Below are 13,280 nucleotides of genomic sequence, written 5' to 3'. Positions count from 1 at the left end.
GGGGGCGGCGGCGCGCCCCAGCGCGGCGGCTCCGGAGCGCCCGGGGGGCCACCCGCCGGGGGCGGCGCGGCGGGACCGACCGGCGTGGTCGGGAGGGGCTCGTTCGGGTCGGAGGGGTTCATGGTTGCCTCACGTAAGCACGCGGGACCCCGGCCCGCAACAGTTCAGGAGCGCGCGGGCGGACGCTCATGGCACCCCCCCTCGCCTCGAGCTGCCGCGGCGCACGCTGCCTGCCTGCGCGGGGCAGGCTCCTCCCTGCGCTGCTCGCCCTTCGACTCCGGCGCGCTGCGCGCGCCTACGCTCAGGGCGAACGGAGCTTCGAGCTGCGTGCGCTGCTCGCTCGTCGTGTGCCCCCGCTCGGCGATGGCCTCGTGTGCCTCGCAACGCTCGCACGCGGTGGCGCCATAATGAAACGGGCGGCCCGTCTCCGGGCCGCCCGCGATCCCTTCCAGCGCTTCCGGCTCGCTACTTCCGCCGGTTGAACTTCTCCATGAGGTCGCCGAGGCGGGCGCGGCCGTCGCCCTGGCGCCGCAGGTACTCGCGGTAATCGTCCTCGCCGCCGTCGCGGTTCAGGGCCTTGATCGAGAGCGCGACCTTCCGCTCCTGGAGGTCCATGTCGATGACCTTGACCTCGACCTCCTGGTTCTCCTGCACGACGTCGCGCGGGTTCTCGACGCGCTCGTCCTTCATCTCGGAGACGTGGACCAGCCCCTCGATGCCGGGCTCGATCTCCACGAAGGCGCCGAAGTCGGTGACCTTCGTGACGCGCCCCTTCACGCGCGCGCCCACCGGGTGGCGCTCGGTGAGCGTCGTCCAGGGATCGGCGTGGAGCTGCTTGATGCCGAGGCTGAAGCGCTCGTTCTCGACGTCGATGTTGAGCACCACCGCCTCGACCACGTCACCCTTCTTGAACTTCTCGCCCGGGTGCTTGATCCGCTCGGTCCAGGAGATGTCGGACACGTGCACGAGGCCGTCGATGCCCTCCTCGACGCCGACGAAGATGCCGAAGTCGGTGACGTTGCGGACCTCGCCGCGGATGACCGAGCCGATCGGGTACTTGTCCTCGAGGAGCGTCCACGGGTTCGCCTCGATCTGCTTCATGCCGAGGCTGATCCGCTTCGCCTTCGGGTCGATGTCGAGCACCACCGCCTCGACCTTGTCGCCCACGTTGACGAGCTTCGAGGGGTGCTTCACCCGCTTCGTCCAGCTCATCTCGGAGACGTGCACGAGCCCCTCGACGCCCTGCTCGAGCTCGATGAACGCGCCGTAGTCGGTGAGCGAGACCACCTTGCCGGCGACGCGGGTGCCGACCGGGTACTTCTCGTCGGCGCGGTGCCACGGGTCCTCCTGGATCTGCTTGAGGCCCAGGCTGACGCGCTCGGTGGTCGGGTCGAACTTGAGGACGACGATCCGGACCTCCTGGCCGACCTCGAACATCTCCGACGGGTGGCCGATGCGGCCCCAGCTCATGTCGGTGACGTGCAGGAGGCCGTCGATGCCGCCGAGGTCGATGAAGGCGCCGTAGTCGGTGAGGTTCTTGACCACGCCCTTGAGGATCGCGCCCTCCTTCAGGTTCTTCAGGGTCTCCTTCTTGAGCTCCTCGCGCTCCTTCTCGAGGAGGACCCGGCGCGACAGGACGATGTTCCCGCGCTTCTTGTTGAACTTGATGACCTTGAACTTGAACTTCTCGCCGATGAGCTTGTCGAGGTTCCGCACCGGGCGGATGTCCACCTGCGAGCCCGGGAGGAAGGCCTTCACGCCGATGTCGACGGAGAGACCGCCCTTCACGCGGCCGACGATGACGCCCTCGACGAGCTCGTCGCGCTCGCACGCGGCGGAGATCTCGTCCCAGATGCGCATCTTGTCGGCCTTCTCCTTGGAGAGGACGACCATCCCGGTGTCGTTCTCCCGGGACTCGACGAGCACCTCGACCTTGTCGCCCACCTTCACGGCGGGCTCGCTGCCCGGGACCGAGACGAACTCGGACATGGGCACCTGACCCTCGGACTTGTAGCCGATGTCGATGACCGCATAGTCCTTCGTCAGCTGGATCACGGTTCCGCTGACGACCTTCCCCTCCTCGATGGGGCCGGTCTTCGCCTCGCTCGCGGCGAACAGGGTCGCGAAATCCTCGGTCTCGACGTCCGGCGTACGGATAGTCTGGTTCTCCATTCGGTCAGGCCAACCTTTTGTCGGGAAGCGCCGCCCTTCACGGGGTTCTGGGTGAGCGGCCTCGGGCCTGCCCACGCCCACGAAAGAAGGTCTCGGCGTCAACGACTGCTGCCCCCTGGGTGTCGTTTCGCGCCTGCTCCCGGGGATCGAGGAGTCGGCGTGCACCGGGCATACCCCGGCCTACAGATCCCTAACTACGGACCGCGCACGCTACACGTCCGATTTTCCTGCGTCAAGGCGGGCAATCCGTCACGGAAGAGCGCGCAGCCTGGCGGCCACCCCCTCGATCACCCAGTCGGGCGTCGAGGCGCCCGCCGAGACGCCGACCACGCGGCACCCCTCGAACCAGCGGGGATCCAGCTCCGCCTCCGTCTCGACGTGCCACGTCCTCGGCTGGATCTCGCGGCAGATCTCCGCGAGGTGGCGGGTGTTGGCGCTGTTCTTCCCACCGACGACCACGACCGCGTCGACCTCCCGCGCGAGCCCGCGCGCGTCCGTCTGCCGCTCGTCGGTGTCGTTGCAGATCGTGTTCACCGCCCGGACCTCCTTGTGCCGGAGGGCCAGCGCGCCGACCACCCGCTCGAACTCCGCGCCGATGCAGGTGGTCTGGGCGATGACGGCGACCTTCTTCGCGTCGATCTCGGGGATCGCCGCGCCGGGCTTCACGATCGTGCAGGGCGTCCTCGAGTAGGAGACGACGCCCTTGATCTCGGCGTGGTTCGCGTCCCCGACGATGACGATGTGGTACCCCTCCTCGCTGAGCCGCTGCGCGATGACCTGGGGGTACTTCACGTAGGGGCAGGTGCCGTCCACCACCTCGAGCCCGCGCTCCTTCGCACGCTCGAGCTCCTGGCGCAGGGCCCCGTGGGTGCGGACGACCACGGTCGTGCCGTCGGGCACCTCGCCGATCGCGCTCACGGTGCCGACGCCCTGCTCCTGGAAGCGCGCGACCGCCTGCGGGTTGTGGATGATGGGGCCGAGCGTGACGACCGGGCTGCCGGCGCGCTGCGCGACGTCCAGCACCTTGTCCACCGTGCGTCGAACGCCCCAGCAAAACCCCGCGGTCCTCGCGATCTTCACGTCCATAGGTGCGGCCGTATATAGCGTCTCCCGCCCCGGGCGACCACCTCCCCCGCCAGGACGGGGGACGACCGGACGGCGGGCGCGCGCGTCAGCTCTTTTCGCCCACGAACTTCTCGCCCTCGTCCTTGAACAGGACGTTGAACGTGGTGAGCGAGCCGTAGCAGCGGGTCACGTACTGCTGGAGCTCGACCTTCTCCGCGTCGGAGAGCTTCTCGCTCGCGTTGACCTTCTGCTCGAGCACGCGCAGCCGATCCCGGATCATGACGATCTTGTGGAACAGGCTGTCGAGGGGGATCTCCTTCGCCTGGGTCTGGGGGTCGCCGGGCTTCAGCACCACCGTCCCGCCCTCCCAGCGCGGCGCGAGCCGGACGGGGGTCGTCTCCTCGCGCAGCGCCTCGCGCACCGCCTTGGCGAACTCCTCACGGGTCATGTCGGTCAGCTCCTCGGGAAGATCCGGTCCCGCCGGCGCGGGCCGCGGGGCCGCGGGATCGGGGGTGAACGCCTCGACGCGGGCGGCCGGCCCCTCCCCCGCCTCGGGGGCGGCGCCGCCGGCGCGGTGCACCACGAGCGGCTTCGAGGCGCGGGCGCGACGGCGCTCCGGCTCCGGCGGAAGAGCCTGGGGGATCGCCGCGTCGCGGGAGAGGTACCGCTCGCAGGTGGGCGCGGTGCCGGGGAAGTTGCCGGTCCGGACCGCGAGGCGGCAGGGGCCGATGGGGCCGCGCGCGTCCTCGAGGATGGGCCTCCAGAGGCGGCAGCTCCCGCACTCCTTCGGTCCGTACGCGCGCTCGCCGTCGTTCACCTCGCCTCCCTGCGCCCCCGCCCGAGCCGGTGCTCGACCTCGCGCGCGAGGGTCTCGACCACCGTCTCGAGGGGCGTCCCGCTCGTGTCCACCACCACCGCGTCCCCGGCCGGCCGGAGCGGGGCGATCTCCCGCTCGGTGTCGTTCCGGTCCCGCCGCCGCTGATCGGCGAGGACCTCCTCGAAGGTGGACCGATCGCCCTTGCGCTGCAGCTCGGCGTGACGGCGCCGGGCGCGCTCCTCGGCGGTCGCCACGAGGAAGAACTTGGCGTCGGCGTCGGGGAACACGACCGTCCCGATGTCCCGCCCCTCGAGCACCGCGCCGCGCTGCCCGGCGGCGGTGGCGAGCCGGCGCTGCAGGTCGAGCAGCCCCGCGCGGACCACGGGGCGCGCCGAGACCTGGCTCGCGCCGAGGGAGACGGGGGGCGTGCGGATCTCGATCGAGACGTCCTCCGCGCCGAGGAACACGCGCGGCCCGGCGCCGGGCGCCGCGGGAGGCCCGAAGCGGATGTCGAGGCGCGGGAGGAGGTCGCCGAGGCGCGCGTCGTCGTCGAGCGCGATCCCGCCGCGCATCGCCGCGAGGGCGACCGTCCGGTAGATCGCGCCGGTGTCCACCATCGCGAACCCGAGGCGCGCGGCGAGCAGGCGCGACGCGGTGGACTTGCCGGCCCCGGCGGGCCCGTCGATGGCGACGATGAACGGCCGCGCGGCGGTCATCGGTCGAGCGCCTCTCGCGGCGCGACGGGGGTGAGCGGGGCGACGCACGATGGGGCCAGCGGCATGGGGCGAGGGTTATACCCTAGGAGCCGCCGGCGCGGGATCCGGCGGCGCGGCCCAGGATCCTCGCCCGCTCGCCCGCTCGCCCGGGTGACCGATCACCGCCTGGCGTGCCGGCCCCGCCGGTGATCTCCACGGGGCGTGCCGCCCCGCCCCGCAAGCAAAGCTCGCGGGGCCCCACCCCTGCTCGCGGGGGCCCGTGACCGCTCGCGACCCGCTCACGCGGGCTCGCTCGCGGTCCCCCGCGCGCCGCTGACGCGGCGTTGCGGCCTCACTCCTCCGACGTGAACACGCCCATCGCCCGGAACTTCTTGTAGCGATCCGTGACGAGCGCCTCGGGGGAGAGCTGCTTGAGCTCCGCGAGGTGGCGGCGGAGGGCGTCGCCGACGTTCTTCGCGGTCAGCTCGTGATCGCGGTGCGCGCCGCCGGGCGCCTCGGTGATCAGCTCGTCGGTGATGCCGAAGCCGGCGAGGTCGCGCGCGGTGAGGCGGAGCGCGTCGGCCGACCGCTGCGCCTTCGTCGGATCGCGGTAGAGGATCGCGCTGCAGCTCTCCGGCGAGATCACCGAGTAGATCGAGTACTCGAGCATGAGCAGCCGGTTCGCCACGCCGAGCGCGAGCGCGCCGCCGGAGCCGCCCTCCCCGATGACGACCGCGACCACCGGCACCTCGAGCGACGCCATCACCTCGAGGTTCACCGCGATGGCCTCGGCCTGGCCGCGCTCCTCGGCGCCGATGCCGGGGTACGCGCCGGGGGTGTCGATGAAGGTGATGATCGGCTTGCGGAACCGGTTGGCGAGGTCGAAGAGCCGCCGCGCCTTCCGGTAGCCCTCCGGCCGCGGCATCCCGAAGTTCCGGAGCATGTTCTCCTTCGTGCTCCGGCCCTTCTGGTGCCCGATCACGACCACCGGCTCGCCGTCCAGCTTCGCGAAGCCGCCGACGATCGCGTGATCGGCGGCGAAGCGCCGGTCGCCCTCGATCTCGAAGAAGTCGGTGAAGAGGTACTTGAGGTAGTCGAGCGTGTACGGCCGCTGCGGGTGACGCGCGAGCTGGACCGTCTGCCAGCGATCGAGGTCGCTGAAGATCTCGGCCTGGAGCTTCCGGGCCTTCTTCTCCAGCTTGGAGATCTCGTCGCTGAAGTCGACCTTGGCGCCGCCGGAGAGATCCTTCAGCTCGGCGATCTTGGACTCGAGGGCGAGGAGCGGACGCTCGAAGTCGAGGGCGTAGGCTGGCTTGGGCACGCCGCGCTTATAGCACGGCCCCGCGGCGAAGCACGTGCGCCAGAGCCCTGGCGCTCAGCGTTCCTCGACGCGGCGCGCCAATGCCTCCGCGTCGAAGGGGGGGACGATCCACTCCACCCCGCGCTCCCTCCGGAGCCAGATCACCTGCCGCCGCGCGTACCTGCGGTGAGCCACCTGCACCCGCCGGATCGCCTCCTCGAGCGCGAGCGCGCCCGTGACGCAGAGCGCCGCCTCCGCGTACCCGATGGGAGCCTTCGGAGGGAGCGCTCCGCCGCAGCGCGCCACGAGCGCCCGGGCCTCGTCGAGGAGACCGCCCGCGAACATCTCCCGGACCCGCGCGTCGATGCGGGCGTGCAGCTCGGCCCGGGGTGGGTCGAGGGCGAGGATCGTCGCCGCGTACCGGTCGGGCTGGAAGGCGTGCTCCGCGTAGAGCTCGCTCGGGCGGCGCCCGCCCGCGGCGATCTCGAGCGCGCGGACGATCCGGACCAGGTCGTTCTCGCGGATGCGCGCGGCGGCCTCGGGGTCGATCGCCGCGAGGCGGGCGTGGAGCGCGGGGCGGCCGAGCGCCGCCGCCTCCGCCTCGAGCCGCGCGCGGAGCGCCGGATCGCGCCCCGGCGCGGCGACCACGCCGTGCAGCAGGGCGCGCAGGTACAGCCCGGTCCCGCCCGCCACGATGGGGAGCCGCCCCCGCCCTGCGATGTCCCCGATGGCCGCGTCCGCGAGGGCGGCCCAGCGCGCCGCGTCCATCCCCTCCCCCGGCTCGACCACGTCGAGGAGGTGGTGCGGGACGAGGGCGCGCTCCGTCGCCGTGGGCTTCGCGGTGCCGACGTCGAGGCCGCGGTAGACCTGCTGCGAGTCCGCGTTGACGATCTCGCCGCCGAGCCGCCGCGCGAGCGCGACGGCGAGCGCGGTCTTGCCCGAGGCGGTGGGGCCGGCGACGACGAGGAGCCTCGGCACGCGCCCCCTACCCGGCGCGGACGCGCGCCGCGAGGTCGGAGAGCGCGACCGGGGTCTCCGCGCGCGTCTCGAGGTCCTTGAGCTTCGCCTGGCCGGTCTGGACCTCGTTGCCCCCGAGGACCACCGCGAAGCGCGCGCCGACCCGCTCCGCCTGCTTGAACTGCGCCTTCATCTTCCCGCCGCGCGGGTCGAGGTCGCAGGCGATCCCGACGCGGCGCAGCTCCGCCGCCCGCCGCAGCCCCTCCAGGGCGCCGGCGGCGTCCGCGCTGACGAAGAAGACGGCGGGCCTCCGCTCCGGCGCCGCGCGCCCGACCTTCTCGAGGATCATGGCGAGCCGCTCCTGGCCGAGCGCGAAGCCGATGCCCGGCGTCGGCGGGCCGCCCAGGGTCTCGACGAGCCGGTCGTAGCGCCCGCCGCCCGCGACGGCCGACTGCGAGCCGAGGGCGTCGCTGGTGAACTCGTAGGCGGTGCGGACGTAGTAGTCGAGGCCGCGGACCAGGCGCGTGTCGAGGGTGTACGCGATGCCGAGGGCGTCGAGCGCCCCCTTCACCTGGTCGAAGTGGGTCCGGCAGCCCTCGCAGAGGTGCTCGAGGAGCCGCGGCGCCTGCTCCAGCACCGGCTGGCAGCTCTCGACCTTGCAGTCGAGGACGCGGAGCGGGTTGCGCTCGATCCGGTCCCGGCAGTCGGCGCAGAGCGCGTCGCGGTGGCCGGAGAGGTACCCCTTCAGCTCGGCGAGGTACGCCGGCCGGCACTCGGGGTCGCCGACCGAGTTCAGCTTGAGCGTGGCGGTGACGCCGAGGCGCGCGAAGTAGTCGGCGAGGAGCGCGATCTGCTCGGCGTCGATGAAGGGCTCGGCGATCCCGAACGCCTCGCACCCGATCTGGTGGAACTGGCGGTAGCGCCCCTTCTGCGGCCGCTCGCGCCGGAACATCGGCCCCATGTAGAACCACTTCTGCGGGCCCTCGACGTAGGCGCCGTGCTCGATGAAGGCGCGGACGGTGCCGGCGGTGCCCTCGGGGCGCAGGGCGAGCAGCTCCTCGCCCTTGTCCTCGAAGACGTACATCTCCTTGTTGACGATGTCGGTCGCCTCGCCGACCCCGCGGGCGAAGAGCTGCGCGTGCTCGACGGCGGGGGTCCGGACCTCCCGGTACCCGTACAGCGCGAACACCTCCCGCGCGACCGCCTCCATCTCGTGCCAGCGGCCCATGTCGGCCGGCAGCACGTCGTTCATGCCCTTCACGCCCGCGATCTTCATGGCGGTCGGGTTTACCAGAGAGCCAGCGGGCGTGCACGGGTGCGGTGCGGGAGCGAGCGAGCCCGAGGGCGCGCGGCGCAGGGCGACGGCAATCGGACAGGCGCGCTCCGGGCCGGCGGCGGCTCCCCCGCCCGGCCGCGGCTCGGGCCGCCCGGCGGGCGGACCGGCGGGCGGACCGGCGGACGGACCGGCGCCGGCGGCGTCCTACCCCGCCGCGCCGAGGGCCTCGCCGACGCGCACGCGGGCGCCGGCGACCAGCCGCGGATCGAGCCGGGCCTTCCCGGGCTCGAAGAGCAGGATCACCGTCGAGCCCATCTCGAACGCCCCCAGCTCCTGCCCCTTCTCGACCGGGATCGGCGTCTCGTAATCGCGGACGGTGAAGGGGGCGCCCGTGTTCGTGAGCGGCGCGGCCGGATCATAGGTGGCCCGCACCCGGCCGACCACGGTGGCGCCCACTGCGACGATGACGCAGGCGCCGAGGGGCGTCTCCGTGATCGTGACGAGCCGCTCGTTGACGGTGAACAGCCCGCGCACGGTGCGGACCGAGGCCGGGTTCACCGGCCAGAGCTTCCCCGGGACGTAGCGGTACCCGGTGACGCGGCCGCCGAGGGGGAAGTGGATACGGTGGTAGTCCGACGGCGAGAGGTAGAGCGTCGCGTACGCGCCCCCCTCGAGCCGCCGCGCGAGGTCCTCGTCCCCCACGAGCGCCGCCACCGTGTAGTCGATCCCCTTGGCCTGGACGAGCCGGCCGCCGGCGGCGAGCCCGGTCTCGGACACCACGCCGTCCACGGGCGACACCGGCACGCCGTCGCCCGGGGCGACGGGCCGGAGCCCGGGCCGGAGCGGGCGCGCGAAGAACTCGCCGAAGGTCCGGTAGCGCTCGAGGTCCGGGCACGCCGAGAGGTCGATCCGATAACGGCGCGAGAAGGCCCTCATCGCGGCGAGCCGGACGGGCGCCGGCGCCTGCCACCGGGTGAGCGCCCCGACGAGGCGCGAGAGGCCGCTCTTGGGGAGCAGCGCGAGGCTGGAGATGAAGAGGCGATCGTTCATGAGGCGAGCGGAGTGTAGCAGCGGTCGCTCTCCGGGGCCTCGACTATCGGGCGAGGGGCCCGGCGCGGCGGGGCGCTCCCACCCGGCGACGGAGCGAGCGCGGGCGACCAGAACGCGGTATCAACATCCTTCGACCCCCGGCCCCCCGGACCGACCGCCCAGTGCACTCGCCCGCCTCGCTCCGCCCGACCGCCACCTTCGCAGTCCGCAACGCGGTCCTCGCGACCTGCGACCGAAGCCCCTCCGACGCCGGCCTGCTCCACGGCGCGGCGCTCGCGGTGACGAACCGCCACGTCGCCTGGATCGGCCGCGACCGCGACCTCGCGGACGCGGTGGACCTCGACGGCGCGCGGGTGATCGACGCCCGCGGCGGGCTCGTCACGCCGGGGCTGATCGACTCGCACACCCACCTCGTCTTCGCGGGGGACCGGGCCGGCGAGTTCGCCCTCCGCGTCACCGGCCGCAGCTACCTCGAGGTCGCGCTCTCGGGCGGCGGCATCGCGGTCACCACCCGGGCCACCCTCGCGGCCCGGGACGACGTCCTCTTCGAGGAGGCGGCCCGGCGCGCCCGGCGCCTCCTCCAGCAGGGGGTGACCACGGTCGAGGTGAAGAGCGGGTACGGGCTCACCGTCGAGGCGGAGCTGCGGCTCCTCCGGATCGTGCAGCGCCTCGGGCAGGCGCTGTCCGATCAGGTGACGATCGTCCCGACCCTCCTGCTGCACGCCGTCCCGCCGGAGGCGGCCGGCGACCGGGCCGGCTTCGTCGGCCGGATCTGCGACGAGCTCGTCCCGACGGTCGCGCGGGAGCGGCTGGCCGAGTTCTGCGACGTCTTCGTCGAGGAGGGCGCCTTCTCGGTCGAGGAGGCGCGCCGGATCCTGGAGGCCGCCCGCGCGCGGGGCCTCGCCCTCCGGCTGCACGCCGACGAGCTCACCGCCGGTGGCGGCGCGGAGCTCGCGGCGGAGCTCGGCGCGGCGAGCGCCGATCACCTGGAGGAGGTGGACGAGCGGGGCATCGCCGCCCTCGCCCGCGCCGGGGTGGTGGCGGGGCTCCTCCCCCTCTCCACGCTCTTCCTCGGCTCCGAGCGCTGGGCGCCCGCGCGGCGCCTCCTCGAGGCCGGCGTCCCGATCGCCCTCGCCACGAACCTGAACCCCGGGAGCGGCATGAGCGAGAACGTGGGGCTCGCGCTCTCGCTCGCCTGCCTGAAGCTCCGGCTCACGCCCGCGGAGGCGCTCGTCGCCTTCACCGCGGGCGGCGCGCGGGCGCTGCGCCGCCCCGACCTCGGCCGGCTCGCGCCGGGCGCCGAGGCGGACCTGGTGGTGTGGGGCTGCGACTCGGCCGAGCACCTCGCCTGGCACATGGCGGTGAACCACGCCCTCGCCGTCGTGAAGCGCGGGCGGATCGTCCACGAGGCCGCGCCGGCGGTCGCGGTGGACTGTAGGTAAGTCGTGCGGGTCGGGCTCGTCTCGGACACCCACGGGCTCCTCGACCCGAAGCTCGCGCCGCTCTTCGCCGGCTGCGAGCGCATCCTGCACGCCGGGGACGTGGGCCCGCCGGACCTCCTCGACGTCCTCGCGTCGATCGCGCCGGTCACCGCGGTCCGCGGCAACAACGATCACGCTCCGGCCTTCGCCCGGCTCCCGGAGACCGCCCTCGTCGAGGCCGGCGCGCTCCGCGTCCTCGTGGTGCACGACCTCGGCCCCCGGAACCGCCCGAAGCCTCCGGCCCGGGCGCGGCTCGCGGGGGAGCGGCCGGAGATCGTGGTCCACGGCCACTCGCACCGGCCCGGCGCGGCGGTGCTGGAGGGGACGCTCTTCGTGAACCCGGGCAGCGCCGGCCCCCGGCGGTTCCGCCTCCCCCGCTCCGCCGCGGTGCTGTCGATCCGCGGCCGCCTCGCCGAGGTGACGTTCTACGACCTGGACGGCGAGGCGCCCCGGCCGCGCGGCGCGCCGCTCGCCGCGGCCCTGTGATGGCGACGCGCGCGCGCATCGGGACGGGCCCAGGGCGCTCCCTCGCCCCCGAGCCCGCGCCTCCCTCTCGCCCGAGATCGCTGCCGCCGCCCGGCCGGACCCTGCGCGCGATCGGCTTCGACGACGCGCCGTTCTCGCGCGAGCGCCGGGGGCTGGTCGGGCTCGCGGGCGTGGTCTGCGCCGGCACGCGCTTCGAGGGGCTGGTCTGGGGCGCGGTGCGGCGCGACGGCTGGGACGCGACCGACGCGATCGTCGCGCTGCTGCGAGGCGGCAAGTTCCTCCCCCAGCTCCACCTGGTCCTCCTCGATGGCCTCGGGTTCGGCGGGTTCAACCTCGTCGATCTGCCCGCGCTCGCGGCGCGCCTCGAGAGGCCATGCGTCGCCGTGATGCGCCGCCCGCCCGACCTCGCGGCCGTCGAGGCGGCGATCGCCCGCCTGCCGCGACCGCGGCGCCGGCTCGCCCTCCTCCGCGCCGCGGGGCCGGTCCACCGCGCGGGGGGCTTCTGCTTCCAGGTGGCGGGCGCCGCCCCGGAGGTGGTCGCCGCGGCCCTCCCGCGGCTCACCGACCGGGGGGCCGTCCCCGAGGCGCTGCGGCTCGCGCACCTGGTCGCCGGGGCGGTCCGCACCGGCCAGAGCGGCCGGCGCGCGTAGCGGCCCACCGGCTGGTTCGGGGTCCGCGGGGCTGCTACATTGACCTCCGCCGATGTGCCGCCTCTTCGGCCAGCACGCCCACCCGGGCTTCGACAGCTGCGCGCCGCTCTGCACGGCGGAGAACGCCCTCCGGTTCCAGTCGCACCGGCACCCGCACGGCTGGGGGATCGGATGGTACGTGGACGGAGCGCCCCGGGTCCGGCGCGGGCTCCTCCCCGCCCACGAGGACGAGGCGTTCGCCGCCGCCGGCCGGGAGGTCCGCTCGCGGATCGTCGTCGCCCACGTCCGCGACGCGAGCGTCGGCCCGGTCCGCCACGAGAACACCCACCCGTTCCTGCACGATCGCTGGCTCTTCGCCCACAACGGGACGGTGGCGCGCTACCACGAGGAGCGCGCGGTCCGCGCGGCCATCGCCGCGGAGCTCGACCCCGACCTGCGCGCGCGCATCCGCGGGGACACCGACAGCGAGCGGCTCTTCTACCTCTTCCTCACCCGCCTCCGCGCCCGCGCCGACCTCCCGGCGGCGTCGCTCGAGGACGTCCGCCGGGCCCTCCAGGACGTCGTCGCCCTCGTGCTGCGCGTGGCCGACGACGTCCCCTCCCCGAGGCCCTCCTCGCTGAACCTCCTCGTCACCGACGGCCGGCTCCTCGCCGCGACCCGCCACGGCCGGACGCTGCACTTCACCGCCGCCGCCGGGCCGTACCGCGCGTTCGTCGTCGCGAGCGAGCGGATCGGCCGCGGGCACCGGTGGGAGGAGGTCCCGGAGGACGGGTTCGTCGGGACGGAGGACGGGGACCGGATCGTGCGCGGCGCGCTGCGCACCGCGTGAGCCTCGCACGGGAAGTCGGGTCCGTCGAGGAGCGACCTTGCAGGCGAACATCCCTGAAGGACGAGCGGTCTTGGCTCGGGAAGTTGGAAAGGCCGGGGCGCCCCAGTGCGTGGGAACCGTCTGCGCAAGATCGGCCCCGAAGAGACCCGTGTTTCACCAATAGCGCTACGAGCCTCCGCCGGCACCGTGGCCCTGAATCGCCCGTCGCGCTGCCGCCCGTTCGCGAGGCGGCCGTTGGCTTCACCCTGAGCGTTGGGCCGCAGCCCTTTCGCGGGAACCCCAGTTTCACCATTCGGCGGTTGACGCATTTTCCGGTGGGTGACGCTTCGCGAGCCCGGATCGTCCGAGAAGGCCTCTCTCGCAGCGCTTGGCGGGCACCGTGCGCCGCGAGTCCGCGCGGTCCCGAGGCGCGAGGCCTCGTTCCCGTTCTCGCGCTTGGCGCCGAATGTGTGCGTCTGAGGAGGCCACGAAATCGCGTGAGACCATCGGTTTATGAACGCAC

At 73.8% G+C, this 13,280-nt stretch carries 12 protein-coding genes; 4 read left to right on the top strand and 8 right to left on the bottom strand.

Annotation, left to right across the window (positions count from 1 at the left end; all coding sequences use genetic code 11):
- Positions 1–465 precede the first annotated feature (465 nt).
- The 8 genes from MNZ27_RS21520 to asd form a co-directional block, all read right to left on the bottom strand.
- The gene (locus MNZ27_RS21520; protein ID WP_242396141.1) at positions 466–2,172 is read right to left on the bottom strand and encodes a 30S ribosomal protein S1; all 1,707 of its coding nucleotides are present in this window, start codon (positions 2,170–2,172) and stop codon (positions 466–468) included.
- Positions 2,173–2,421: 249 nt separating this feature from the next.
- On the bottom strand, positions 2,422–3,258 hold the full coding sequence (ispH, locus tag MNZ27_RS21515; protein ID WP_242396140.1) for a 4-hydroxy-3-methylbut-2-enyl diphosphate reductase: 837 nt from the start codon (positions 3,256–3,258) through the stop codon (positions 2,422–2,424).
- Positions 3,259–3,343: 85 nt separating this feature from the next.
- Positions 3,344–4,054 carry a hypothetical protein gene (locus MNZ27_RS21510; RefSeq protein ID WP_242396139.1) on the bottom strand — a complete coding sequence of 237 codons (711 nt, stop codon included), beginning with the start codon at positions 4,052–4,054 and terminating at the stop codon, positions 3,344–3,346.
- Complete coding sequence (gene cmk / locus MNZ27_RS21505; RefSeq protein ID WP_242396138.1) at positions 4,051–4,770, bottom strand: (d)CMP kinase; 720 nt, start codon at positions 4,768–4,770, stop codon at positions 4,051–4,053. Before cmk ends, MNZ27_RS21510 begins: the two co-directional genes overlap by 4 nt.
- 331 nt (positions 4,771–5,101) lie before the next feature.
- Positions 5,102–6,070 (bottom strand): acetyl-CoA carboxylase carboxyltransferase subunit alpha, encoded by a 969-nt coding sequence (locus MNZ27_RS21500; protein WP_242396137.1) that lies wholly within the window; start codon positions 6,068–6,070, stop codon positions 5,102–5,104.
- Positions 6,071–6,124: 54 nt separating this feature from the next.
- Entirely contained in the window at positions 6,125–7,027 is a 903-nt protein-coding gene (gene miaA / locus MNZ27_RS21495) for a tRNA (adenosine(37)-N6)-dimethylallyltransferase MiaA (RefSeq protein WP_242396136.1), read from the bottom strand.
- Positions 7,028–7,034: 7 nt separating this feature from the next.
- The gene (gene hisS / locus MNZ27_RS21490) at positions 7,035–8,282 is read right to left on the bottom strand and encodes a histidine--tRNA ligase (RefSeq protein WP_242396135.1); all 1,248 of its coding nucleotides are present in this window, start codon (positions 8,280–8,282) and stop codon (positions 7,035–7,037) included.
- 204 nt (positions 8,283–8,486) lie between these two features.
- Complete coding sequence (asd, locus tag MNZ27_RS21485; protein ID WP_242396134.1) at positions 8,487–9,332, bottom strand: archaetidylserine decarboxylase; 846 nt, start codon at positions 9,330–9,332, stop codon at positions 8,487–8,489.
- A 161-nt stretch (positions 9,333–9,493) separates the two neighbouring features.
- Here asd and hutI point away from each other — a divergent pair, with 161 nt between their 5' ends.
- From hutI to MNZ27_RS21465, 4 genes are read left to right on the top strand one after another with little or no spacing between them, the layout of a single operon-like run.
- Positions 9,494–10,774 carry an imidazolonepropionase gene (gene hutI, locus MNZ27_RS21480; RefSeq protein ID WP_242396133.1) on the top strand — a complete coding sequence of 427 codons (1,281 nt, stop codon included), beginning with the start codon at positions 9,494–9,496 and terminating at the stop codon, positions 10,772–10,774.
- 3 nt (positions 10,775–10,777) lie between these two features.
- Positions 10,778–11,299: a metallophosphoesterase family protein gene (locus MNZ27_RS21475; RefSeq protein WP_242396132.1), complete on the top strand. Its 522-nt coding sequence runs from the start codon at positions 10,778–10,780 to the stop codon at positions 11,297–11,299.
- A complete protein-coding gene (locus tag MNZ27_RS21470; RefSeq protein WP_242396131.1) occupies positions 11,299–11,949 on the top strand; it encodes an endonuclease dU in 651 nt (216 codons plus the stop codon). Before MNZ27_RS21475 ends, MNZ27_RS21470 begins: the two co-directional genes overlap by 1 nt.
- Positions 11,950–12,001: 52 nt before the next feature.
- A complete protein-coding gene (locus MNZ27_RS21465) occupies positions 12,002–12,778 on the top strand; it encodes a class II glutamine amidotransferase (protein WP_242396130.1) in 777 nt (258 codons plus the stop codon).
- Positions 12,779–13,280: the final 502 nt, after the last annotated feature.

It is taken from the genome of Anaeromyxobacter oryzisoli (assembly GCF_022690765.1).
Taxonomy (GTDB): Bacteria; Myxococcota; Myxococcia; order Myxococcales; family Anaeromyxobacteraceae; genus Anaeromyxobacter; species Anaeromyxobacter oryzisoli.
This window is presented reverse-complemented; position numbering and strand designations above follow the sequence as displayed.

Coding starts and splice junctions, on each gene's coding strand:
- MNZ27_RS21520 (WP_242396141.1), bottom strand. CDS start 2,172: ATGGAGAACCAGACTATCCGTACGCCGGACGTCGAGACCGAGGATTTC.
- ispH (WP_242396140.1), bottom strand. CDS start 3,258: ATGGACGTGAAGATCGCGAGGACCGCGGGGTTTTGCTGGGGCGTTCGA.
- cmk (WP_242396138.1), bottom strand. CDS start 4,770: ATGACCGCCGCGCGGCCGTTCATCGTCGCCATCGACGGGCCCGCCGGG.
- hisS (WP_242396135.1), bottom strand. CDS start 8,282: ATGAAGATCGCGGGCGTGAAGGGCATGAACGACGTGCTGCCGGCCGAC.
- asd (WP_242396134.1), bottom strand. CDS start 9,332: ATGAACGATCGCCTCTTCATCTCCAGCCTCGCGCTGCTCCCCAAGAGC.
- MNZ27_RS21470 (WP_242396131.1), top strand. CDS start 11,299: ATGGCGACGCGCGCGCGCATCGGGACGGGCCCAGGGCGCTCCCTCGCC.
- MNZ27_RS21465 (WP_242396130.1), top strand. CDS start 12,002: ATGTGCCGCCTCTTCGGCCAGCACGCCCACCCGGGCTTCGACAGCTGC.